This is a genomic window from Cohnella faecalis, from assembly GCF_003570905.1.
In the GTDB taxonomy this organism is placed as follows: domain Bacteria; phylum Bacillota; class Bacilli; order Paenibacillales; family Paenibacillaceae; genus Cohnella; species Cohnella faecalis.
On the sequence record NZ_QXJM01000029.1, the window covers coordinates 111,265 to 133,637 of the forward strand.

23 protein-coding genes are annotated in these 22,373 nt (G+C 53.6%); 7 read left to right on the plus strand and 16 right to left on the minus strand.

Annotation, left to right across the window (positions count from 1 at the left end):
- Positions 1 to 47: 47 nt before the first annotated feature.
- Positions 48 to 1,400 (minus strand): DUF4179 domain-containing protein, encoded by a 1,353-nt coding sequence (locus D3H35_RS08350; protein ID WP_158594000.1) that lies wholly within the window; start codon positions 1,398 to 1,400, stop codon positions 48 to 50.
- Positions 1,387 to 1,929: a sigma-70 family RNA polymerase sigma factor gene (locus D3H35_RS08355; protein WP_119148636.1), complete on the minus strand. Its 543-nt coding sequence runs from the start codon at positions 1,927 to 1,929 to the stop codon at positions 1,387 to 1,389. The genes D3H35_RS08350 and D3H35_RS08355 overlap by 14 nt, the downstream gene beginning before the upstream one ends.
- 187 nt (positions 1,930 to 2,116) lie before the next feature.
- Between D3H35_RS08355 and mtnK the strand changes: the two genes are divergently transcribed.
- Positions 2,117 to 3,331: an S-methyl-5-thioribose kinase gene (gene mtnK, locus D3H35_RS08360; RefSeq protein WP_119148637.1), complete on the plus strand. Its 1,215-nt coding sequence runs from the start codon at positions 2,117 to 2,119 to the stop codon at positions 3,329 to 3,331.
- Between the two features lie 19 nt (positions 3,332 to 3,350).
- Positions 3,351 to 4,409 (plus strand): S-methyl-5-thioribose-1-phosphate isomerase, encoded by a 1,059-nt coding sequence (gene mtnA / locus D3H35_RS08365; RefSeq protein WP_119148638.1) that lies wholly within the window; start codon positions 3,351 to 3,353, stop codon positions 4,407 to 4,409.
- Positions 4,410 to 4,418: 9 nt separating this feature from the next.
- On the opposite strand, the gene D3H35_RS08370 is transcribed toward mtnA, so the two are convergent.
- Positions 4,419 to 4,739 (minus strand): YunC family protein, encoded by a 321-nt coding sequence (locus D3H35_RS08370; RefSeq protein WP_119148639.1) that lies wholly within the window; start codon positions 4,737 to 4,739, stop codon positions 4,419 to 4,421.
- A 154-nt stretch (positions 4,740 to 4,893) separates the two neighbouring features.
- On the opposite strand from D3H35_RS08370, the gene D3H35_RS08375 reads away from it, so the two are divergent.
- Positions 4,894 to 5,340 carry a hypothetical protein gene (locus tag D3H35_RS08375; protein WP_119148640.1) on the plus strand — a complete coding sequence of 149 codons (447 nt, stop codon included), beginning with the start codon at positions 4,894 to 4,896 and terminating at the stop codon, positions 5,338 to 5,340.
- A 94-nt stretch (positions 5,341 to 5,434) separates the two neighbouring features.
- Here D3H35_RS08375 and D3H35_RS08380 read toward each other — a convergent pair whose 3' ends face one another.
- The 3 genes from D3H35_RS08380 to D3H35_RS08390 all read right to left on the minus strand — a co-directional run bounded on the left by D3H35_RS08380 (position 5,435) and on the right by D3H35_RS08390 (position 8,499).
- On the minus strand, positions 5,435 to 6,139 hold the full coding sequence (locus D3H35_RS08380; RefSeq protein ID WP_233567834.1) for a TerC family protein: 705 nt from the start codon (positions 6,137 to 6,139) through the stop codon (positions 5,435 to 5,437).
- 14 nt (positions 6,140 to 6,153) lie between these two features.
- Positions 6,154 to 7,998 carry a putative bifunctional diguanylate cyclase/phosphodiesterase gene (locus tag D3H35_RS08385; RefSeq protein WP_233567835.1) on the minus strand — a complete coding sequence of 615 codons (1,845 nt, stop codon included), beginning with the start codon at positions 7,996 to 7,998 and terminating at the stop codon, positions 6,154 to 6,156.
- A gap of 129 nt (positions 7,999 to 8,127) precedes the next feature.
- The gene (locus tag D3H35_RS08390) at positions 8,128 to 8,499 is read right to left on the minus strand and encodes a DUF423 domain-containing protein (protein ID WP_119148642.1); all 372 of its coding nucleotides are present in this window, start codon (positions 8,497 to 8,499) and stop codon (positions 8,128 to 8,130) included.
- 77 nt (positions 8,500 to 8,576) lie between these two features.
- Between D3H35_RS08390 and D3H35_RS08395 the strand changes: the two genes are divergently transcribed.
- On the plus strand, positions 8,577 to 9,056 hold the full coding sequence (locus D3H35_RS08395) for a hypothetical protein (protein WP_119148643.1): 480 nt from the start codon (positions 8,577 to 8,579) through the stop codon (positions 9,054 to 9,056).
- On the opposite strand, the gene D3H35_RS08400 is transcribed toward D3H35_RS08395, so the two are convergent.
- Positions 9,022 to 10,194: a SulP family inorganic anion transporter gene (locus D3H35_RS08400; RefSeq protein WP_147355780.1), complete on the minus strand. Its 1,173-nt coding sequence runs from the start codon at positions 10,192 to 10,194 to the stop codon at positions 9,022 to 9,024. The two genes, D3H35_RS08395 and D3H35_RS08400, sit on opposite strands and share 35 nt — an antisense overlap.
- A gap of 231 nt (positions 10,195 to 10,425) precedes the next feature.
- Here D3H35_RS08400 and D3H35_RS08405 point away from each other — a divergent pair, with 231 nt between their 5' ends.
- The 3 genes from D3H35_RS08405 (at position 10,426) to D3H35_RS08415 (ending at position 14,424) form a co-directional block, all read left to right on the plus strand.
- On the plus strand, positions 10,426 to 11,976 hold the full coding sequence (locus D3H35_RS08405) for an HD domain-containing phosphohydrolase (protein ID WP_119148645.1): 1,551 nt from the start codon (positions 10,426 to 10,428) through the stop codon (positions 11,974 to 11,976).
- 179 nt (positions 11,977 to 12,155) lie between these two features.
- Positions 12,156 to 13,301 (plus strand): sporulation protein YhbH, encoded by a 1,146-nt coding sequence (gene yhbH / locus D3H35_RS08410; RefSeq protein WP_119148646.1) that lies wholly within the window; start codon positions 12,156 to 12,158, stop codon positions 13,299 to 13,301.
- A gap of 673 nt (positions 13,302 to 13,974) precedes the next feature.
- Positions 13,975 to 14,424 carry a hypothetical protein gene (locus D3H35_RS08415; RefSeq protein ID WP_119148647.1) on the plus strand — a complete coding sequence of 150 codons (450 nt, stop codon included), beginning with the start codon at positions 13,975 to 13,977 and terminating at the stop codon, positions 14,422 to 14,424.
- A gap of 72 nt (positions 14,425 to 14,496) precedes the next feature.
- On the opposite strand, the gene D3H35_RS08420 is transcribed toward D3H35_RS08415, so the two are convergent.
- The 9 genes from D3H35_RS08420 to D3H35_RS08460 form a co-directional block, all read right to left on the minus strand.
- On the minus strand, positions 14,497 to 14,970 hold the full coding sequence (locus D3H35_RS08420; protein ID WP_119148648.1) for a YhcH/YjgK/YiaL family protein: 474 nt from the start codon (positions 14,968 to 14,970) through the stop codon (positions 14,497 to 14,499).
- A 59-nt stretch (positions 14,971 to 15,029) separates the two neighbouring features.
- On the minus strand, positions 15,030 to 15,884 hold the full coding sequence (locus D3H35_RS08425; protein WP_119148649.1) for a MurR/RpiR family transcriptional regulator: 855 nt from the start codon (positions 15,882 to 15,884) through the stop codon (positions 15,030 to 15,032).
- A gap of 18 nt (positions 15,885 to 15,902) precedes the next feature.
- A complete protein-coding gene (locus D3H35_RS08430; protein WP_325050031.1) occupies positions 15,903 to 16,784 on the minus strand; it encodes an ROK family protein in 882 nt (293 codons plus the stop codon).
- A 10-nt stretch (positions 16,785 to 16,794) separates the two neighbouring features.
- On the minus strand, positions 16,795 to 17,484 hold the full coding sequence (locus D3H35_RS08435) for an N-acetylmannosamine-6-phosphate 2-epimerase (protein WP_119148651.1): 690 nt from the start codon (positions 17,482 to 17,484) through the stop codon (positions 16,795 to 16,797).
- 33 nt (positions 17,485 to 17,517) lie between these two features.
- Positions 17,518 to 18,360 carry a carbohydrate ABC transporter permease gene (locus D3H35_RS08440; RefSeq protein ID WP_119148652.1) on the minus strand — a complete coding sequence of 281 codons (843 nt, stop codon included), beginning with the start codon at positions 18,358 to 18,360 and terminating at the stop codon, positions 17,518 to 17,520.
- Positions 18,361 to 18,372: 12 nt separating this feature from the next.
- Positions 18,373 to 19,245 (minus strand): carbohydrate ABC transporter permease, encoded by an 873-nt coding sequence (locus D3H35_RS08445; protein WP_119148653.1) that lies wholly within the window; start codon positions 19,243 to 19,245, stop codon positions 18,373 to 18,375.
- A gap of 69 nt (positions 19,246 to 19,314) precedes the next feature.
- Positions 19,315 to 20,739, minus strand: coding sequence for an ABC transporter substrate-binding protein (locus tag D3H35_RS08450; RefSeq protein WP_199728493.1), 1,425 nt, complete (start codon positions 20,737 to 20,739; stop codon positions 19,315 to 19,317).
- Between the two features lie 14 nt (positions 20,740 to 20,753).
- The gene (locus D3H35_RS08455) at positions 20,754 to 21,404 is read right to left on the minus strand and encodes an SGNH/GDSL hydrolase family protein (protein ID WP_119148654.1); all 651 of its coding nucleotides are present in this window, start codon (positions 21,402 to 21,404) and stop codon (positions 20,754 to 20,756) included.
- Positions 21,401 to 22,312: a dihydrodipicolinate synthase family protein gene (locus D3H35_RS08460; protein WP_119148655.1), complete on the minus strand. Its 912-nt coding sequence runs from the start codon at positions 22,310 to 22,312 to the stop codon at positions 21,401 to 21,403. The genes D3H35_RS08455 and D3H35_RS08460 overlap by 4 nt, the downstream gene beginning before the upstream one ends.
- Between the last annotated feature and the right edge of the window lie 61 nt (positions 22,313 to 22,373).

Sequence of the window (22,373 nt, forward strand, 5' to 3'; positions counted from 1 at the left end):
CCTGTTAATAATGATTATAACATAGAAAAAAGCCGGCGGGCGCCGGCTTACTTCAAATCGACAGGAACGATGGTATCGAGCTCCGGGAAATAGACGGGGGCGGCAAACCGATGGGTTACGAAAGAGCGAATATCCTTTTCCTGGATCGGAGGAAAGTCCGTAAAAAATTCGGATTTCTGCAAATCCTCAATAACATAGACCAGCTCGGGAAGGCGATTTACCCTGTTCCCCCCACTATCTTCAATGGCCAGACCCGAAGCTCGAAAAAAAGGAAACTTCCCTTGGACTCGATAATGAACCCGCGTGCGGTCGCGAAAATATTCGACGGACAAAATGTCCATTTTTCCCGCCTCGCCCTGCAAAAGAACGATCGGTTGATCCGGTGCCGGAGGCGAAACCATGCCCGCTTTCGTTTCCTCCCCTAAATCTGTGGAAGGCAGGAACGGTTTGATCTTTATCCACTTCGGAATACGGCCCGTCGGCCCGAACAGCAAGCTTGTCTCCAACGTTTTATTTAGTTGTTTTGGCGCTATAATGGTTGACCATGTCGATTCATAAGGCGGGTATTCGACTCCTTGATCATCCTCCAAAACATAATCCAAAACTATGTTTTCCATTACCGCTTGTTGAACGTCCAAATCGACAGCGGTCATCGTCGGGGAAAACCGAACCTTGCGGACTAACAGAGAGAAATCCGGAGACGATTTCCCAACATTCGGGAATAGCGTCAACCGTCCTTCCTTGTACTCCTCTACCGGAACGGTTACGGACCAATTGCCCTTCACGTCGCCGACCCGGCTTACTTTCAAGGACAAATCGAACTTTTCGGGCAGAGAATCGGGTTGTTCAGGTCGTTCGTGCCATATGTAGCCGTTCAGTTCGCTCATGGCATATCCGAAGCCGCGAAAATCCGTCTTTTTCCCGTTCACGTAAACATCCATTCGTATATTGCTGGAACTGATGCCCTCGTCGGCCCCGTCAAAATAATAGCCGAACGCCAAGCTTGTACCGTCGTACAGCACATCCCGAACGTGAAACGTAATCCCCTTGTGCGAATCGGACAATTGAACTTTTGTTGATGTCTTTCCTTCATAAATCAAACGCAAGCCGTAATCGCCAACCTGTCCGAACACCGAACCGATGATCGGAACTTGCCGCAATGCGGCCGCGGCGGGAGCCGAAAGCATCGAAAATCCGCATAGTATCGTAATAACCGCAGCGACGATTCCGGTTGCAATCGCCGCCCTTCTTCCTCGCCATTCGACTCGTCGACTTCGATCCGGCAATCCCGTCAACGTTTTCTCCAAGCGCTCCAACACATCGTCGGGCATTTCCTCCTGCTCGGACATGGCCGCTCGACCTATACGCTTCAGCTCCAACTCCAGATTAGTTAAGTTCATATTCCATCTTCCTTTCATCGGGAGATCGCAGTTGCTCGGCCAATTGCTTCCGGGCTCTAAATAATCTGGATTTGACCGTTCCTTCGGAAATCGCCATCAGCTCGCCAATGCGGGATAACGGAAGTTCGGCAAAATAGTGCAGCTTGACCGCAATCCGAAGCGACTCCTCTAATCGGTCCACGGCGCTATGTAAATCATAATCCGGTATAGCTTGAATAACGCCTTTCTCCGGCAAGCTTGATTGCGGGAGCATCTTCTTGTTTCTACGCAATGTTTGCTGGCATTCGCGAATAAGAATTCGAAACAACCACGTACGAAAAAATAGCGGCTCTCTCAGCTTCGTTATTCCTCCGTATGCGCGTACGATCGTCTCTTGCATGGCGTCCGCGCAATCCTCGTCATTGACCAGAATAGCTTTTGCCAATCGGTACATTTCATGGCTAAGCTTACGAATCAATAGGCCGAACGCTTCTTTGTCCCCTGATCGGGCTTCCAATATCATCGATGTATCCAACGGCGGTTCCGGCATTCAGTGCACCTCTTTTCATTAATGCAAATTAGATGCGGCATCCTGTCTTTCGGTTCACGGCAGCCTCGCTTGAATCCAAACAAGCATCGTTTCCTTTAATATCGATCGGAATTGATTTATACTATTAAAAGGTGTGCCCGCACGCGCGGAACAGACGTTTCTTATCCCCCTCGGAGGTGTATCGTATATGAGCAGCTATCATCCGTTAACCGAAGCGGAAGCGATTGAAATCGCCAAATCGGTGCCCGGCGTCTTCAACGCCGACGCCAAGCTTGTCAGCCGCGAAATCGGCGACGGCAACTTGAATCTCGTATTCCACGTAAGCGATCCCGCTACGAATGCAAGCCTTATTCTAAAGCAGGCGCTTCCGTATGCCAAAGTCGTCGGCGAATCCTGGCCGCTCACGCTGGACCGCGCCCGCATTGAAAGCGAAGCCCTTATCCTGCAGGAAAAGCTCGCCCCCGGACTTGTGCCGAAAGTGTACGTCAACGATAACGTGCTGGCGTTGACCGTCATGGAGGACCTGAGCGACCACGTCATCATGCGGCGCGGGCTGATCGAAGGCGGAACGTATCCGAAATTCGCCGAAGACATCTCGGACTTTCTAGCTCGTACGCTTTTCTTCACGTCGGATCTGGGCCTCAACCAGCAGGAGAAAAAAGGGCTCGTCCGATCGTTCGTCAACCCGGAGCTATGCAAAATTACCGAGGATCTCATCTTCGACGATCCTTACACGAATTCGCCGAACAATAGCTTCGACGATCATTTGAAGGAAGACGCGCAAGCGCTCTGGGACGATTCCGACCTCCATTTCGAGGTTGCTCTGCTGCGGGAGAAGTTCTTAACCCACGCCCAAGCGCTGCTTCACGGCGATCTTCATACCGGCAGCATCTTCATTACGCCGGAATCGACCAAGGTCATCGACCCCGAATTCGCCTTTTACGGTCCGATCGGCTTCGACATCGGGGCGATCTTCGCCAATTTGCTCATGCATTACGCCGCTCAAGAGCATTGGACGCCGGACGAGGCCACTCGCCGAGATCGCCGAGCTTACTTGACGAATACGATCCGCGACATTTGGGCGGGCTTTGACCGCAAATTCCGCGAGTTATGGAACGAGAATGGCGTTGACCGAATTTCCCGGACGCCGGGTTATCAGGACGATTATATGAACAGGCTTTTGAAGGACGCGTTCGGATTCGCCGGAGCGAAAATAGTTCGCCGCATCGTCGGTCTCTCCCATGTCGCCGATATCGACAAAATCCCGGACGCCGCAGTAAGAGCCAAAGCGCAGCGGCTTTCTCTCGCCATCGGAACATCGTTGATCAAGCGCAACCGCAATGCCGCCTCAATCGAAGAGCTGATCGGCATCGCGGAATCGGCTGTCGCAGCGTCGAAGTAAGGAAGGGAGCTAATCTACAGTGACTCAATCTATCAGCCAGGAAGTGCTGCAATCGGTTCGTTGGGCAGGCGAGTCGGTCGATCTGCTCGACCAACGCCTGCTGCCTGAAGAAACCGTGTATTTGCGGCTTACGACTCCCCATGATGTATGGGAAGCCATCCGCGAGCTCAAAGTCAGGGGCGCTCCCGCGATAGGCATCGCGGCCGCTTACGGAGTCGTATTGGGAATTCTCGGATTCGAAGGAAACTCGAAGGAGCTTGCGGCGGAAGTGCGGAACCATGCGGATTATCTCGCGACTTCCCGACCGACCGCAGTCAATCTGTTCTGGGCATTGGATCGGATGAAAGCGAAGGCCGCCGTTCTTGCCGAGAGCGAAGCTCCCGTCTCGGACGCTATCGGCGCTATGATCGCCGAAGCACTGCTCATTCAAAGCGAAGACGAAGAGACGAACCGCCTGATCGGAGAACACGCGCTGACGCTGTTCGAGGACGGAATGGGCGTATTGACGCATTGCAACGCCGGAGGATTGGCCACGGCCAAATACGGTACGGCTCTCGCGCCTTTTTATTTGGCTCTGGAGCGCGGCATCTCCCTAAAAGTATTCGCTGACGAGACTCGTCCGGTGCTGCAAGGCGCGCGACTGACGGCTTTCGAGCTGCAACGCGCCGGAGTCGACGTAACGCTTATTTGCGACAACATGGCCGGCCACGTAATGTCCAAAGGATGGATTCAAGCCGTCATCGTCGGAACCGACCGCGTAGCGGCGAACGGCGACGTCGCCAACAAGATCGGAACGTACAGCGTGGCCGTGCTGGCGAAGGCGCACGGCATTCCGTTCTACGTCGCTTGTCCTCTTTCGACGATCGACTTGTCGACGCCTACCGGCGCCGACATTCCGATTGAGGAACGCCATCCCGACGAGGTAACCGCAGGTTTCGGCAAGCGAACCGCCCCGGAAGGGATAGCGGTATACAATCCCGCTTTCGATATAACGCCCCATGAGTATGTGACGGCCATCATTACCGAAAAAGGCATCGTTAAAGCTCCCTTTTCGGAAGGGCTAAAAAAATTGTTCTAACTAACGAATTTACGGCCGCGACGCGTTCTCCGCCATTATACGGAGCGCGTCGCTTCCTTGTGTTCCGATGACGATGCCCAGCGATTCCGCGGCGACGGTGACGGATTCGAGCGGCGCATGGAGGAGCTGTTCGAGAGTCTTCACGCCGACGGCTCTTCCGGCGACGATCCCCCGAGTCCGCAGCCGATCGTTGAGAAGACCGACGTCAAGCGCCCCGCACATGATATATCCGTCTCCGGCCGTAATCGCTATGAGCGTCGTCTTGGGCAGCAATACCTCGACTCCGATCGCCGTCCATGGGCCGATCTGAATCGGTTCCATTCGAATCATGCATACCACCTCCTCCGTGCGATACATGATATGCTTGATTCTACAAAATTAACCGGGTAATTAGCCCTATAAGCAGTTACTTTCGACCGATGTTTCATGTTATATTTAGTATCTAAGAAATAGTAGCAAAGCCCTGTGTGATGGAGGCCCTGGAATGAAGCAAACGACATCGGCAACGGATGGATCCTTCCTTTTTCAAATCGAGATCATGGTTTCGGGAGAGACGAACGGAGAAGCGTTGGAAAAGCTTCTGCACGTCTTGAACGAAGGCGGCTTTGAAGATTTCCGGATCAAGTCAGGAATTCGGCTCGGTAAGAAAATAGACGAAGCGCTTGCCGCATCCGCCAACAACAAGAATCCAGTTGACTTGCCTGCTCCCGCCGCCGCTTCTCCAAGCGGTCTGGGATTGGATATTCAACAATACATCAAGACGAACAAGCTGCTTCGCTTGAACATTAACAAAGGTAGAGGCATTAGGTTGAGCATTCCTTGCCGGGTAATCGGATTTGATGCGGACAGCCAGCAAATTACCGTCTATCATGTCGACGAGAAGCAGGTCTATAGCTTCAAGCTGAACGAGATCGACGATTTCGAGGTTTAAGCGGTCGAGGAACAGCATAAGAGCAAAGAAAAAGCGGCGATCGCCGCTTCTTCTTTGCTCTTATCTTTGTTCCTATGGGACGGCATCCCGGCCGCTACTTTTTGGATTTTGTATGGAGTTTCAACGCCGGCTTGTCCGCCTTGCGGGAAGCCAACCGCCTCCACACAGCGCCTGCGAGAAGCGTGACCGCTGCTGCCGCAACGGGAACCCATCCGAGCCCCCAGGCTCCCCAGCCGGGCAAAATCCGCTCTACCGCATCCACGCCCTCCAGCATTTCGCCCGCCGTGTATCCAAGAACGGCCGCTCCGATCCAGACAAGCGCCGGAAATCGGTGCAGCACCTTCAGAATGAGCTGACTTCCCCATACGATTAAGGGAATGCTCAGCGCAATTCCTAATGCCATAAGCCACAAATTATTGTGCGCTATCGATGCAATGGCAAGCACGTTGTCCAAGCTCATGATCAAATCGGACAGCAGAATGATGCCGATCGCTTTACCGAGCGAAGCACTGCTTCGAACCTCTTTCGCTTCGCCGTCGTCCGTTAACAGTTGGACGGCGATGTAAATCAGGAGCAACGAACCGACGATCCGTACGGAAGGCACATCCAGCAGAGCAACAGCCGCAATCGACAACACAATCCGAAGGGCTACGGCCCCCATGGCGCCCCACCAGATGGCCCGCTTTCGCAAATCATCCGGCAAATTACGGCTAGCCATTGCGATAACGACTGCGTTATCCCCGCTTAGAACGATGTTCACAAGCAGGATTTCCGCTAGAAGCAACAAATTTTCCAACATCTTGAACCGCCTCTTTACTGTGTTTCCTTCCAATGTTCCATCATCGGAAGACTGTTATACGCTGCAGGCGACTGCTGAGCCGAATTTAGCATCTTTCGAATATCGCCTACCGGCAATGGCGGACTGCCGAAATAACCTTGCATCTCGTCGCAGTGATGACGTCTCAGGAAGTGCACCTGTTCCTCCGTCTCCACACCTTCCGCAATAACCTGAAGCTGCAAATTGTGCGCCATCGCGATGATGGCCGCGACAATCGCCGCATCATCCGGATCCTGCTGAATGTCGCGCACGAACGAACGGTCTATTTTCAACCGGCTGATCGGCAGGTTTTTCAAATAACTGAAGGAGCTATAGCCCGTTCCGAAGTCATCCACGCTAATATTGACGCCCAAATTCGTTAATTCGACGAGACAACGGGTCGCTCGCTCGACGTCCATCGTCATGCTCTCGGTAACTTCAAGCTCCAAATACTGCGGAGAAAGCCCCGTGTTTTTCAGAATGTCCGCCACTTTCCCGGTGAGATCGCGCTGTGCGAATTGCCGAATCGACAAATTGACCGACACCGGAATCCGAGGCATTCCTTCGTCGTGCCATGCTTTGTTCTGCCGACATGCTTCCTCAAGCACCCAATCGCCGAGAGGCACGATTAAGCCGCTCTCTTCCGCAGCGGGTATGAACTCCCCTGGCGGTACGAGCCCTCTTACCGGATGCCGCCAACGTACGAGGGCTTCCAGTCCGACGACCTTGCCGGAGCCCAAATCGTACTTGGGCTGATAGTAGAGAAGAAATTCCCCGTTGTTCAACGCTTTTCTCATTTCGTGCTGAAGCGTTAGCTTATGAAGCGCAGTCGGCCCCATCTCGGAGTCGTACAACAAATAATCGTTCTTGCCGTTTTCTTTCACCCTGTTCATAGCTGCGTCGGCTTTTTTCATCAATGAGCTCATATCGTCATCCGGATCGCCGACGGCCATTCCGATGCTGGCCGTTATATGTAGGGGAAGCCCGTTAAGCTCAAACGGTTCTTCCATCGCTCTCAAAATACTGTTACCCAGTCTTTCGAGCCCGTCTCCCTCGCGGCTGCCGACAAGCATCCCGACGAATTCGTCGCCTTCCATGCGCGCCAAATCCCGGGGAGAATCGAAGCAATGCGTCAGCCGTTCCGCGATTTGGAGCAGCAGCATATCGCCGAAATCGCGCCCGAACGAGGCATTGACGAGCTTGAACCCGTCCACGTCCAGAAAGCATACCGTAACAATATCCCCCGACGCCTTCGTTTCCGCCAGACGATCCTCCAGCCTCTTCATGAACGAACGACGATTGGGCAAGCCGGTCATGTCGTCGTAATAAGCCATATACCGAATCCGTTCCAACGTTCTTTTGCGGTCGCTGTCGTCGTGAACGAAAGAAAGAATACCGATTGTCCTGCCTTTGCGAACGAGTGGAGAAGTACTAATATTCAAATCGATCGGACTGCCGTCCTTATGAATAATCCGGATATCTTGCGTGCATCTTTCCCCCTGCAGCGTCTTATGGAACATTTGCAGCGTTGCATCGTAAGATTCGTCTGCCACAAGCGAGGCAAAAGGCTGTCCCGACAATTCGGAGAAAGTATAGCCCGTTAGTACCGACGGTTCATGGTTCACGTCAAGAAATCGGCCTTGGCGATCGATTACGGCGAACGAGACGGGACTATCCTCATATAGCGATTGAAGCAATTCCGAATGATAGGATGGGGCGTCAGCCGAAGGACGGGCTCGCTTGCGCCCGGCAGCCCAGCCCGCGTAAGCGGCGATAGAGGCAAGCAATACAGCCGATCCCGTTATTGCCGACCATAATCCAATGTCCGACCATTCATCCACTTGGCGACCGTCCTTCCCGCGAGTCATTCAATGTCCCGTAAATTCCATTATAAAGAAATCCGATGACATGTATATATTAATTCGCTTAACAATCGCCATCTTTTTCCAAAATGCGAGATTAGGTCCGGATCAGCCTTTCGAACGAGCGGCGAGCGCCAGGCATACCCACCCCGCGATAAACGCAACGCCGCCCAGCGGCGTTATAGCCCCAAGCACTTTCACTTCGGTCAAAGCGAGTACGTAAAGGCTTCCGGAAAATAACACGATCCCCGCCGTCAGCAGACGGCCGGCCCATATCGCAAGCTTGGACGAAGCGAGCCGATCCATAAGCAAGCCAACTAACAATATGCCGAGAGCGTGAGCCATATGGTATTGAACACCGGTCTCGAACACATCCATGTAATGTGCGGACAGCTTGTCTTCAAGCGCATGCGCTCCGAAAGCGCCGATAGCTACCGACAGCATGGCGGCGACAGCGCCGATTTGGACATAACGATTCATGCAGGAATCCTCCCTAGCGATGTGGAATATCGAATTTAGCGACATAAACATCATACTCTTTTGAAAGGTGACTTGCCATGAACGACAACAAAGATCAAGTTCCCCCTCCGCCGGAAGGAACGCAAGCCTTCTCTCCCGCTTTTCAGCCCGTCAACGATTATTCTTACTCGCAAGCTCCGATCAAAAATAGCGGAACGGGAATCGCTTCCTTCGTGCTCGGCATTATCGGCATATTGGGCCTGGTCGGAACGACGATGGCTTTGTTCGTCTCCTTTGCCTCCAAAGTAGATGTCGGTACGCTTGTTGACGATGCTGGAAATTTAACAATGACCGAACAAGAGCTTATTGATAAGCTCGGCTCGACTATCGTGCTCGGATTTATGTATCCGCTCCTTCTTCTCATTGCCTTCATCGGCTTGATTCTCGGAATTATCGGCATCGCGCAAAAGAACCGAAAAAAAACGTTTGCCGTACTGGGAACGATATTCAGCGCGCTGCCGCTCCTGTTAGTCGTCTTAGGTCTTATCGTTGCGTTAGCGGCCGGCGGCGCCGGTTAACCGCAGACACCGCGAACAGCCCGACTCCCGCCAGCACGCCGAAAGCCAAATTGTCCGTAACGACGGACACAACGACGGTAACAAGCATGACGACGGTATCGAGGATGGGCAGACTGCGAATTTGACCGAGAAATTTCCAATCGAATATTTCGAAGCAAACCATAAGCATTACTCCGACTAACGCCGCCACCGGAATCGCCTTCAGGACGGATCCGAAGCAGGCGACGAGAAGCAGCAGAACGACGCCGGCCGTCAGATTGGACAGCCGGCCCCTTCCCCCCAGCTTAACGTTAATGGCCGATTCGGCGATCAGCGCACAGCCCGCCATTCCTCCGAAAAAGCCCGTAGCCGCGTTAGCAATTCCTTGCCCTTTCATCTCTCGGTCCTTGTTCGTCTTCGTATCGGTCATTTCATCGACGATGTCTTGCGTCAGAAGCGTCTCGATAAACCCGACTAACGCAAGCGAGAAGGCATAAGGGAAAATAATCAGAAGCGTCTCCGCGTTTAGAGGGACGTCCGGCATGTGAAATAGCGGAAAGCCCGAAGCGATGTCGGCAATATCCCCTACCGTTTTGCCGTTCCAGCCGACGACGAAGGCAACCCCCGTCACTAGCGCGACAGCGATGAGAGGCGACGGAATCGCCTTGGATAGACGAGGCCACAGGAATATGACGGCGAGCGTCAGTGCAACCATCGCGTACATCCCCCACGATTCCCCATGAAAATGGCGCAGCTGCGCCACAAGAATCAAAATGGCGAGCGCGTTAATAAAACCGACGACGACCGAACGCGGAATGTATTTCATCCAGCGGCCCATTTTGAATACGCCCATAAACCATTGCAAAACGCCGGTCAGCACGGTTGCCGCGAACAAATACTCGACGCCGTGGCGGGCGACTAGCGCGGTCATAAGAACGGCCATCGAGCCGGCCGAAGATGACAGCATCGCCGGTCTCCCTCCGAAAAAAGCAAGAATAATCAACATGCAAATGGCAGAGTAAAAGCCGACCATCGGATCGACCCCCGCAATAAACGCGAAAGCGATGCAATCGGGAATTAGTGCGAGCGTCGCGGTAATGCCGGCCAGCATATCCCCTCTAACGTTGAACAACCAAGTTCTTTTTATAGATTGAAGCAATTCCGAAACACTCCCGTTCGACAAGATGAGAGATACGCGATGCACCTTGTACAGGATACCCCCCTTGCCTAGACCGGTCAATTGGCAAGTAGGAATGAAATGAGATTAATGTCGAAAAATATATTTATCTGTCGAAATTAAAGGAATTCTACCTCGGGTGTGGAAAATAGTAACATTGTCCTGCGAAGTAACGCTTACCTATTGATTCCTACAGAAGAAAGAGGAACCTCCTTGGAGATTTACCGCGCGTTTAGTCGGCAATTCATACGAAACTGCACAGCCGGCTCGACTGTATCCGTACTTGTAGTCGGGAGTCTATTCATTTTCTCCACGCTTGAAATTTCACAAGTCGAATTTCTCCGTTTGGCGGGCGTTCTCATCGGTTCGTTGATCATTATGATGACATTGGAGCTATTTTTCATCCGACGCCAAATCGCGCCCATCCGAACGTTATTGCATGCCTTAGAGTCATCGGACGTCCCGAGCGACTGGTCGAAGGTTCAATCGGTATACCAGCACGTCCATCGATTGCCCGTACTTACAGTAGGTCGCATTCTGGGCCCTCATCTGCTAGGCTTATCCGTTCCTGCCATTCTCGCGACCTTGCTTCTCATTCGGCTGGACTTGCTCCATTTCCCGTATTTCTATGTCTGGCTGGCGATAGCGGGATCTCTGCTGGTCGCCGCTCTGCATGCGATGATCGAATTTTTCCTGACCGTCCAGACGATTAAACCCGTGCTGCTCTATATTCGAAGACGCTCTCTGGATCTAAGCGGCTACGATCCTTCTCTTAACGGCCAAATCATCGTCTCCATTCAGAAGAAGTTCCAATTGAGCGCTTTTCTGATCGGAGCTTTCCCGCTGTTCCTCTTTGCCTTGGCCGGACAGGTTCGTCTTCAGCGCTTGACCGGACAAGACAGCATGGAATATTGGAGATGGGCGGCTGTTATTATCGTCATCGGAGTTGCATTCGCATCTCTCGGCGCATGGCTGCTGTCAAGGGACGTCCAGCAGCCGATTCGGAATTTGTACGAGCGTATGGGCAGCGTCCGCGAAGGCAATTTCGACGTGCAGGCTGCCGACATTTATTCCGATGAGTTTTCAAAGCTTATTTCGGGCTTCAATCATATGGTGAACGGACTCAAAGCCCGCGACCGCATGAACAGCCAGCTTATCCAAAGCTACATTACGATGCTCGCGGCAACTCTCGACGCCCGCGACCGCTACACGGCGGGTCATTCGGAGAGAGTCGCCGGCTACTCCGTGCAGATCGGCTGGCTTGCGGGCTTATCGCTGCAAGAGCTCGATTTGGTCAAGAAATCGGCCCTTCTTCACGATATCGGCAAAATAGGCGTGCGCGACTCCGTTTTGCTGAAGGAAGGACGGTTAACGGACGAAGAGTTCGCCCTTATTCAGGAGCACCCCGTTCTCGGAGAGAACATACTGAAGCAGATCGAGCCTGTGGACGCGATGGCGGACTTGATGCCCGGCGTGCGATCCCACCATGAGCGATACGACGGCAAAGGATACCCCGACCGGCTATCCGGCGACAGCATCCCGCTTTTGGGACGAATTATAGCAATCGCGGACGCCTTCGACGCCATGACTTCCGATCGGCCTTACCGTCAGGGCATGTCCGTCGAAAAAGCGCTTCTCATTCTGGAGGAAGGCTGCGGCACCCAGTGGGATCCGAAGCTGACCCCCTTGTTCGTCGCGGACATACGCGAAGAGCAAAGACGGACGAAGCCGACCAGCTCCGCGGATGCGTTCAAGCCCGCATAACAAACAAGCCCGCCAGCTCCGTTTCTTCCATAGCTCGATACTCTCGCTCCCAAGGACTCCGAAGCCCGTGCTTCGGAGCCTTTTTTATTTTAATGTTTCGTTGCACACATCCTTTCCGTTGCCTCGAATATATTGATTACCACACACCAAAATAAAGCGACCGAGGAGGTGGCCCGGCGATGAACCAACCGTCGTTCCTTTTGTCCAGGGAAGATTGGTCTTTGCACCGCAAAGGGTATCAAGATCAGGCGCGCCATCAGCAGAAGGTCCGGGAAGCCATCAAGCAGAATTTGCCCGACCTCTTATCCGAAGAAAACATCGTCCTCTCGGACGGCAAGCAAATTATTAAAATACCGATTCGCAGCTTGGACGAATACCGGTTTATATTTAACGGAAACAAGAAAAAGCACGTCGGCCAAGGCTCCGGCGACAGCCAGGTCGGCGATGTGCTCGGGCGCGATCCCGCCGAAGGACCGGGCAAGGGCGAAGGAGCGGGCGATAAGCCGGGAGACGACGTCGTCGAAGCCGAAATTTCCATCGTCGAGCTCGAAAATCTGCTGTTCGAGGAGCTTGAGCTGCCCTATCTGAAGCGCAAGGAGAAGGAACAGATCGAAGTGCGGGAAGTCCGGTTCACCGACGTCCGGCGCAAGGGCATCATGTCCAACATCGACAAGAAGCGGACTATTCTGGAGAACCTGCGGCGCAATTCGCGGGAAGGGAACGGCGAGATCGGAGGCATATCCCCGGACGATCTTCGGTTCAAAACGTGGGAGGAAATCATCAAGCCGCAAAATAATGCGGTCATCCTCGCCATGATGGACACCTCCGGCTCCATGGGCTCGTTCGAAAAGTATTGCGCCAGATCGTTCTTCTTCTGGATGACACGATTTTTGCGCCGCCAATACGAGAAGGTCGATATTGTCTTCATCGCGCACCATACGGAAGCGAAGGAAGTGACCGAAGAGGAATTTTTCACCCGCGGCGAGAGCGGGGGCACTATCTGTTCGTCGGCCTACGTGAAGGCGCTGGAGATCATCGACAGCCGTTATCCGCCGTCGCTCTACAACATCTATCCGTTCCACTTCTCGGACGGCGACAACCTGACGAGCGACAACGAGCGTTGCGTCAGGCTCATCCACGAGCTGATGAAGCGCTCGAATATCTTCGGTTATGGAGAAGTGAACCAGTACAACCGCAGCAGCACGCTAATGTCTGCCTACAAGCACGTGGATCACGAGCAGTTCTTGTATTACGTCATCCGGGAGAAATCCGAGATTTACAGCGCATTGAAAACCTTCTTCCGCAAGCGGGATGCCGCGGGATGACAGCGGGCTGTATCCTAATCCCAACGAATAAGGGCTGCACCTTAAGGTCTGCAAAGGCCATAGGGGCAGCCCTTATTTCACGCGCAACAGTGGGACGTGCTACCCTACATTCGGCGAGATGCGTGTTCGAGAGCGCAACAGTGGGACGAGGTACCCTACATTCGGCGGGATGCGTGATCGAGCGCGCAACAGTGGGACGAGGTACCATACATTCGACAGGATGCGTGATCGAGAGCGCAACAGTGGGACGTGGTACCATACATCCGGCGAGATGCGTGTTCGAGAGCGCAACAGTGGGACGAGGTACCCTACATTCGGCGGGATGCGTGTTCGAGAGCGCAACAGTGGGACGAGATACCATTATGCTTGAACGCTAAAAGGGGGCGTTCTGAAAGTCTTGACCGGCGTAAACTGCTCGCAACCGATGTCCATTTTTTCTACGCGGTCGGGCAGGACAATCTCGCCATTTTCATCTTCAATGACTATTCCTCGTTCCATTGTATTTTTATTGGTCCGTCGCCAATCGGTTCTATCGTTTTTTTACTTTACATCATTGTAAATAGCGTTGTGCAAGAACAGCGGCTTTGTTCTCCATCGTAACATTCCGTTCATCGTCCGTTCATTTTACAAATTTACAATCGCGAATGTACAGAACGGAAGGGAGACGGGTATTATGTTCGGATTCATGTTGTTTTTGCATCTGACCGGATTGGCGATTTGGATCGGATCCATGCTGGCCATCGTCGTAACGTTGTCGCTGCTCAAGAAGCAGCTCGGCTCGAAGGAGCCGAACGAGCTTGCCGGAAGAGTCATTCGCGCGTTCAGCCTGTTCGCCCATCCTTCCGCCGTCGTCGTATTGGGAAGCGGCGTCTATATGATCGTCAAAGCTTGGGGCGGCGGTTCCGATCGACCGCTGTGGCTGGATGTGATGGAAAAAGGCGGCGGCATGGTGCTTCTGCTCGCGCTTATTCTGACCGGCATTCTGGGGGGCAAGGTGCGGAAGCGCTTGAAGGACGTCCAAGGCCAAGGCAGCAAAGTCAAACTCGGCTTCTACTTATCGTCGATAGCCGCATTCGTCACATTGGCCATCGCTGTCGTGCTCGTAGTCAGTATCCGCATCTGACCATACGAAAAAGGGGAAGGGGTTGTCTCTAAGATCGTAAGCAATCTTAGGGACAACCCCTCTGTTCCGATATTATGAATTCAGCAAGTCCATTCGAACCTTCGCGACCGCCTTCTTGATCTTTCCGCCCTTTTCTCCCATGCCGGGCCGATGAATATCGTGAGGAAAGAAGATGGCGAACATGCCCGGCGCAAGCCGAAGCGGTACTTCATCCCCTGCCGGAGCATACAACGCGTAGTCGTCTTCTTCGACATAAGGCTTCGAAGGCTCAAGCTCCTCGCGAAGCGGGAACCATCCGATCGTCTCTTCCCCATCTATCAAATATTGCACGTCGATATACCTTTCGTGCTTCTCGGCGACCTGGTCCTTCGGCGATTTGGCGTCGAACGTCATGACATTGACGTACAGCCTGTCGCCGTCGATCTCGATTCGACCTGGCTCGGGATTCCGTTCCGCGATATCGATCAGCGCCTCCACCGCCTTGACGATGGCCGGATGCTCGAACACTCGCTCCTTCTCCCACGACAGCTTTGAACCTAGTCTCATTACGCTCTCTCCGTTCCGTTGTCCGGAAGCCGGCGCGACCGACGGTTCTCCGCCTTCGCCTATAGCAGCTTTACGGTTACCGACGACGCCGTGCTTTCCTTATTCATGGTGGATTGCTCATACGTCCGCTTGAAGTATTCCACGTAAAGAACGTCGAGCAAATACAATTGGGATAATTTCGCAGACAGCGAGCCTCCCTGCAGCGGCCCTTCGTTAGCGCCGCACAGGAGCGACAAATCCGAATGGGATGTAAGCGGCGACTTCTCGAACCTTGTGATGGAAATGACGAAAGCTCCGCGCTCTTTCGCCTTCCTTGCTACCTCGATGCTGTCTTTCGTTTGGCCGGAATAAGAGATGATGACGGCGATATCCTTGTTCGTCATAAGCGCGGCCGACATCATCTGCAGATGCGAATCCATCGCGCACTCCGTCTTGTTCGTAATCCGCATAAATTTGTTCCATGCTTCCATCGCCGTCAACAAAGACGAGCCCACGCCGAAGAACAGAATGCGCTCCGCTTTCACCAAATAATCAACGGCGCGGTCCATTTTCTGAAAATCGATCAAATTGAACGTCTCGCTGAGCGCGTTAATATTCGTCGTCAGAACCTTGGAAGCGACCTGGTCGATCGTATCGGTCGTCAGAACCTTGTCGGTCAGCTGCGGAATTTCGTTCCCCACCGTAATGGTGTGGGCGAGCGCGATCTTGAACTCCTGGTACCCTTTGTAAGCCAGCGACTTGCAAAACCGGAAGATACTCGATTCGCCCACTTCGCAAGCGTCGGACAAATCGGTAATCGACATGTACACGACGTTCTTCGCGTTCTCGAGCACATAGTCGGCCACTTTCTTCTCGGTGTTCGTCAAGTTGTTGTATTTGGAATGAATAGACGAAAAGATACTGATCGAGCGCAACCGATCACCTCATAACGTTCAGCTAAAATAAAGCGATGCCGCTCCCAGCAATCCCGCCTTATTCCCGAGGGAGGCTTTCAGGATGCGAACGCCTCCGAAGCTTTCCAACACGAGCGATCTCGTTCGTTCCTCGACCATCCGAACCAGGAAATCCTGTTCCATGACGCCTCCCCCCACAATAATCGCGGACGGATTGAAGATGTGAACGAGCGACGCCAGCCCGGCGGCCACTTCGGCGATCCATGCATCGACGACGCGGAGCAGCGCATCGTTTCCTCTTTTTATTTTATCAAATATCGCCTTTCCGTCCACACATTCCGAATCTGCTTCCTTCGCCATGCGGACCAAAGCCGTCGTTGAGGCATAAGCTTCGTAATAAGGCTTGCGGCCGCCGACCGTTTCCGACAGCGGATGGGTAAACAAATGACCGAATTCTCCGGCTACGCCGTCTGCCCCTCGGTAGATGCGGCGATCCATAACGATGGCCCCTCCGACGCCCGTGCCGAAGGTAAGGCACAGAAAGTCGCGATAAGGCTCCCCGGCGCCGAAGCGCGCTTCTCCGAGCGCCGCCGCATTGACATCGTTCTCGACCTTAACGGGCTTGCCGAAGCGGTTCTCGACGATTTCGCGAATAGCGGTCCCGGTATAATTCGGTATATTGTCGTTCGCGAAGACGATTCGTCCCTTCTCCGTGTCCACTTGTCCGGCTGTGCTGATCGCAATGGCATCGCACTGCTCATCGTAAGCCGCAAGCCGCTCCAATAGACGGTTCATGACGTGCGGTCCTCCGAGATGACTTTCGGTCGGAAACTCCCGGAACCGCTCGATAGCGCCTAGTTCGTCGCATATGCCGATTTTCGTATGGGTGCCCCCGATATCCGCCGCTGCGATTTTCATCATGTGTCCTTCCTTAGTCGACGACCATAGCGAATTTTTTTGTAATTTCCAACGGTCGCGTAATGGCGGAGCCGACAACCGCGGAGTAGATTCCGAGCTCGAACAGCCGCTTCAATTCCTCGGGCGTCGAAATGCCTCCCTCGGCGATAACGGGAACTTTCAATCGGGCCGTCAGCCTGCCGATCAGCTCGAAATCGGGGAGCGACCGGCCTTTCGTCGCCTCCGTGTAGCCGCTAAGCGTCGAACCGACGCAATCGAAGCCGAGCTCGGCGGCGCGTACCGCTTCCTCGTAGGTCGAACAATCGGCCATGAACAGCTGATTGGGATAGGCGGACCGAAGCAGGGGGAACAGCTCCTCGATCGTCGAACCGTCAGGCCGGATGCGGTCCGTCGCGTCCATCGCAATAATGTCCACGCCTTCGCGAACGAGCTCGTCGACTTCGTGCCGCGTCGGCGTAATGAACACGTTTGAACCCGGATAATTATTCTTAATGATGCCGATCAAAGGCAGATCCACCTTTGATTTGATTTCACGTATATCTTCCACGCTGTTCGCCCTTATTCCCGAAGCGCCGCCAAGGTAAGCCGCTCGCGCCATACGTCCCATAATGAACGGGCTGTGCAGCGGTTCGTCGGGCAGCGCCTGACAGGAGACGATCAGCTTTCGTTTGATTTGTTCAAGAACGTTTCGTGCGGTATCCATAAGGCTCCAACTCCACTCCGTGCGTAATTTACGCTATTCCTTGACGGCTCCTGCCGTCATGCCGGTCGTAAAATATCTTTGGAACATTAGGAAGATAAGCAGCATCGGAATAGCGGCGACCGTCGCGCCGGCCATCTTGTAGGCAAAATTCGGATTGAGATCCTGCATGAGCGTGGCGGTGCCGACCATGAGCGTCTTCATGTTCTTCTCTTGACCGACGACCAGCTGCCACAAATAGTCATTCCATACTTGAACGAAGTTCAAGATAAACAGCGCGCCGATTCCCGGCTTGATGATCGGCAGCATGATCCGGGTGAACGTCCGCCATTCGCCGGCTCCGTCGATCCGGGCCGCTTCGCGGAGCGCATCCGGCGTCGCGTCGAAAAATCCTTTCAATAAAAACACGCCGAATGCGGTAGCCACATTAGGCCAGATCATGCCGTGGAAGCTGTTGACCATTCCGAAATCCTGCGTGATTCGGAACAGCGGCACGATCATAATTTCCTTCGGAATCATCAAGCTCGAGATGAAGACGACGAAGATGATATTCCGTCCGACGAATCGGAGCTTCGAGAAGGCATAGGCAGCCATTGCTCCGACGATAATGACCATAACGGTGCTCGCTCCGGACACGAACAAGCTGTTGAACGCCCAGCGAAGAGCCGGCTGGTTGCGAAACACGTCCACGTAGTTGTCGAACGTTATCGAGGAAGGCCACCAATCCGGGGGCATCTTCACGACGTCCGAGCTGTTCTTGAGAGAGCTGGTGAACAGCCAGTACAACGGGAACAGATTGCATATCGCGAATAAGGTTACGATCGCGTTCGAGATAACGTCGAATCGTTCCAGCTTCTTTTTGTTTTTCGTCTGCGTCATACGGCGTACCCCTCACTTCTCCTTGATCATGCTTCTCAGCTGAGGCACCGACAGCAGCAACGTAATCAGGAACATGATCACCCCGACCGCGGAAGCCGTACCGAGTTGGTTGAATTTGAAGGCGTTGTTGTATAGATAATACATCAGCGTCACGGAAGCGTTGTTCGGGCCGCCGCCGGTCAGCAGTTGGATGACGACGAATATTTTCAAGACGGCGATGATATTGATGATCGTGATATAGACCGTCGAAGGCTTAACGGAAGGAATCAGAATTTTGCGGATGACCTGCCAGCGGCTGGCGCCGTCCACTTCCGCGGCTTCGAACAAATCTTTGGGCACACCGATCATCGCGGCGATGTACAGGATGATCGCTTGCCCGACATTCGTCGCGAACGTCACGAAAATAATAACGGGCAACACCGTCTGCGTATTCCCAAGTAAGTTGACCGTCCCCATTCCGGATTCCCGCGACAGATAGGAAATGAGTCCGTTGGCGGGATTAAGCAGGAAGCTCCAAACCATGCTCATGACGACCATGGATACCATGACGGGGATATAGTAGCTGCCTCGGATGAACGAGACATATTTGGCGTTTTTGTCAAAGACGGCGGAGGCGACGAATAGCGCGAAGCCGACCGTGAGAATGACGATGAACACGACGAACACAATCGTATTGACAAGCGCTTTGAAAAAGACGGGATCGTTGAACAGTGTTGCGTAATTGTCCAGTCCGACGAACTTTTCGCTCTGATAGTTGATCTGGTACAGGCTGAGACGGATGCCTTCCAATATCGGATATACGAGAAAGACAAGGAAAATGAGAATTTGCGGAAAAATAAACAGATAGCCGGTCATATTCTCTTTGAAGGAATTGCGAAGTCTCATATCGTTTTACCTTTCTAATCGGAGGTCCGGGGAAGCCCCCGGACTGCCGATCGCGTAATGTTTATCCGATTACGGCTTTTGGAAAATGACCGAACTTGCCTTGTTCGTCTCGATAAGCTTGTTGCCCTTCTCCTGGTAATCCTTGACGACTTGCTCCGGCTTCTTGGCTCCCATATAGAGCGCCTGCAGCTCGGGGTAGAGCACTTCGCGAAGCTGGCTGTATCCCGGCACGTTGCCCGTGAAGTTGAACAAGTATTTGGAATTCGCATCATAAGCCGCGAAGAGCGGTTTCTCCGCTTTGTAGGCTTCGGCTACGGACGAACGAACCGGAATGGCGTTCTTGGACGATTTGACCAGCTCCGGATCGGTGGAGAAAAATTTCACGAAATCTTTTGCGACTTCCACGCGTTTTGCATCCTTCGATTGGAAGACGCTTGCGCCGACGACGTACGTAAACGACAGCGGGTCTCCGCTTTCGGACGGAATGTTGGCTAGACGCAGATCGAACTTGGTCGTTTTGCCGCTTTCCATGTCCGCCTTCGCGTTGTTGAACAGCACAGGGTTAGTAAAGCTGATCGCAAGCTGCTGGTTCAGGAACATCGCGTTGGCGTCGTTGGACGATACCGACTCCGGTCCCGGATTCGTATAGCCTGCGTCCTTGATTTTTTTCAACCAGGCCGCCGCTTTGACGCCGTTCTCGTCGTTCAGAACAATGTTGCCTTGATCGTCGAAAAATTTGTTGCCGAACATACGGAGATAAGCCAGATTCCAGGTGTCGCCTTGGTTATTCACTCCGTACAGCGCCATCGGATACGCATTCGAATATTTGTCCTTAGGCAAGTTGTCCTTCAAATTTTTGAGAATGTCCTCGTATTCGGCGAGCGTCCACGTCTTGATCTCCGTATCGCCGCCGACGTATTTCTCAAGCCCAGCCGCTTTGAACATGTCCGCGTTGTACACGAGCGTGCCCGGATTGTTCTGGAACGGATAGAAGTAGACGTCGTTGCCGAAGGTGACCGTATTCCAGTAGCTTTCGTTAATATCCTTCTTGGCCTCGTCGTCGACGATATCGGTCAGAGGGACGAGCGCGCCGCGGTGGACGTAATCGCCCATTGCAAACACGCTTTCGAAGAAGACGTCCGGCGGGGTGCCGCCGCTCAGGTTAACGTTCAGCAATTGATCCCGCTGATCGCCCGCAATGACTTCCACGTTGATCTTCGCATCGTATTTGTCGTACTGCTCGGAGAATTTCTTCGCTGCGTATTTAAAGAAGCTGTCGTAGTCGGCGCCTTGCTCCGACGCGTCCAGTACGCCCTTCCATTGCGGAGTCAGCCATACTTTGATGTCGACTTTTTCTTTTTTGCCGGTGGTCGTCTGTCCCGAATCGGTCGCGGCGGCATTGCCTGCCTCGTTATTGTTGCTCGAGCAGCCGGCCAATACGGAGGTTGCCAGCGTCAAGGCGGCAACGGTCGTCAGTAAACGCTTTCTCATCATGCAAGTCTCTCCTTCTAGTTGAATATGCGCGAAATGTGCTTATGCATGAACTCGGCCATCTTCCCATGCCCTTCGGCATCCAGATGCATGTGATCCGTCTCGCCCATGGCCGCAGCCTCGTTCGAATCCGCGAAGCGAATGCCCGTTTCCTTGAGCAGCGCTTCCAGATGGACGGGCAGCTCAAACGATTTTTCGTCGCAGCGAGCGCCCATCGGAGCACCTATTGGCGTATCCGCGTAAGCTTTGCCTATAACAGGCGGAGCGACGACGAGCACGTCGGGCGCGACTCCGCCGTTTCCGGCGGGCGTTCCCTTCGCTTTATTCGATAACCGCGTTATCCCTTGAGCAATATTGAAGGATGTCAGGCCGAATCTTTCTTTCGTGTCATTCGTACCTAGCATGATTACGACCAGATCGATCGGCGAATGCGACAGGAGACAAGGGTAAATGTAATCGAGCCCGCGCAGCCCTTCGAACAGCGGGTCCTCGCATACGCTCGTCCGGCCGCTCAGTCCTTCTTCGACGACCCGATAGCCGTCTCCCAGAAGGCGGGCCAACCGTCCCGTCCACCTCGTCTCCTCGTCGAAGCGCGCATCCGTCTTTGCATCGTAGCCCCACGTATTGGAGTCGCCGAAACAGACGATCGTTTTTCTTCGTCCGGTCATGCGCCGTGCTTGACCGCCGCTTCGTCGATCTGACGCACGATAGCGTCGATCCGGGCAGCGTCTTCTCCGGATATATCCTCCAATGGCGAGCGCACGCCTCCGACATTCACGCCTCTGCGGCGCAGAACTTCCTTAATACCCGCGTACATCGAGCCGTCCAGCGAGCATAGAGCGATAATAATGTCGTTAATGTCGCTTTGAATGGCGCCCGCTTCGGCAAACCGGCCATTCCGGACGAGCTTGTCCGCTTGCAGGAACAGCTCCGGCATCGCGCTGTAGGTGCCGCCGATTCCCGCGCCAGCGCCCATGATCCGACCTGCGACGAATTGCTCGTCCGGCCCGTTGAACACGATGACTTCGTCGCCGCCTGCGTTCTTGAACCTTTCGATGTCGAGAACCGGCATCGAAGAGTTTTTGACGCCGATGACTTTCGGATTTTCAAGCAGCTTCCGGAACAGCGAGGTCGTCAGCGTATAGCCCGTCGTCTGCGGAATGTTGTAGATAATAAAAGGCAGAGGCGTCGAATCGATAATCTCGCTCCAATACCGGTAGACGGCGCTGTCCGGCAGCTTGAAGTAAATGGGCGGAATAGCGGACAATGCGTCGTACCCTAAATCTGCCGCATGCTTCGCAAGCTCCACACTGTCTCTTGTAGATGGCGCTCCGACGTGGGCAATCAGTGTCATCTTGCCTTGGAGACGACGCGCAACATGGCCGAGCACCGCCTTCCGCTCTTCCAGGCTCTGGTAGATACATTCGCCTGAGCTTCCTCCGACATAGACGCCTTGCACCCCTTTGCCGTGCAAGTAATCGCACAGCTCGTAAGTGCGAGCTTCCGAAATATCCCCTTTGTCGTCATAGCAAGCATAAAAAGCAGGTATGATGCCTTGAAACTTCGCGATACTCATTGAGCTCCCCCTTTTATCGATGATGCTTGCAAATTCAAGATAACACTTTCGAGTGTTATTG

Excerpts from the sequence above, each read along its gene's own strand:
- D3H35_RS08350 (WP_158594000.1), bottom strand. The coding sequence starts at position 1,400 with ATGAACTTAACTAATCTGGAGTTGGAGCTGAAGCGTATAGGTCGAGCG.
- D3H35_RS08355 (WP_119148636.1), bottom strand. The coding sequence starts at position 1,929 with ATGCCGGAACCGCCGTTGGATACATCGATGATATTGGAAGCCCGATCA.
- mtnK (WP_119148637.1), top strand. The coding sequence starts at position 2,117 with ATGAGCAGCTATCATCCGTTAACCGAAGCGGAAGCGATTGAAATCGCC.
- D3H35_RS08370 (WP_119148639.1), bottom strand. The coding sequence starts at position 4,739 with ATGATTCGAATGGAACCGATTCAGATCGGCCCATGGACGGCGATCGGA.
- D3H35_RS08375 (WP_119148640.1), top strand. The coding sequence starts at position 4,894 with ATGAAGCAAACGACATCGGCAACGGATGGATCCTTCCTTTTTCAAATC.
- D3H35_RS08380 (WP_233567834.1), bottom strand. The coding sequence starts at position 6,139 with ATGTTGGAAAATTTGTTGCTTCTAGCGGAAATCCTGCTTGTGAACATC.
- D3H35_RS08390 (WP_119148642.1), bottom strand. The coding sequence starts at position 8,499 with ATGAATCGTTATGTCCAAATCGGCGCTGTCGCCGCCATGCTGTCGGTA.
- D3H35_RS08395 (WP_119148643.1), top strand. The coding sequence starts at position 8,577 with ATGAACGACAACAAAGATCAAGTTCCCCCTCCGCCGGAAGGAACGCAA.
- yhbH (WP_119148646.1), top strand. The coding sequence starts at position 12,156 with ATGAACCAACCGTCGTTCCTTTTGTCCAGGGAAGATTGGTCTTTGCAC.
- D3H35_RS08415 (WP_119148647.1), top strand. The coding sequence starts at position 13,975 with ATGTTCGGATTCATGTTGTTTTTGCATCTGACCGGATTGGCGATTTGG.
- D3H35_RS08420 (WP_119148648.1), bottom strand. The coding sequence starts at position 14,970 with ATGAGACTAGGTTCAAAGCTGTCGTGGGAGAAGGAGCGAGTGTTCGAG.
- D3H35_RS08430 (WP_325050031.1), bottom strand. The coding sequence starts at position 16,784 with ATGATGAAAATCGCAGCGGCGGATATCGGGGGCACCCATACGAAAATC.
- D3H35_RS08435 (WP_119148651.1), bottom strand. The coding sequence starts at position 17,484 with ATGGATACCGCACGAAACGTTCTTGAACAAATCAAACGAAAGCTGATC.
- D3H35_RS08440 (WP_119148652.1), bottom strand. The coding sequence starts at position 18,360 with ATGACGCAGACGAAAAACAAAAAGAAGCTGGAACGATTCGACGTTATC.
- D3H35_RS08445 (WP_119148653.1), bottom strand. The coding sequence starts at position 19,245 with ATGAGACTTCGCAATTCCTTCAAAGAGAATATGACCGGCTATCTGTTT.
- D3H35_RS08450 (WP_199728493.1), bottom strand. The coding sequence starts at position 20,739 with ATGATGAGAAAGCGTTTACTGACGACCGTTGCCGCCTTGACGCTGGCA.
- D3H35_RS08455 (WP_119148654.1), bottom strand. The coding sequence starts at position 21,404 with ATGACCGGACGAAGAAAAACGATCGTCTGTTTCGGCGACTCCAATACG.
- D3H35_RS08460 (WP_119148655.1), bottom strand. The coding sequence starts at position 22,312 with ATGAGTATCGCGAAGTTTCAAGGCATCATACCTGCTTTTTATGCTTGC.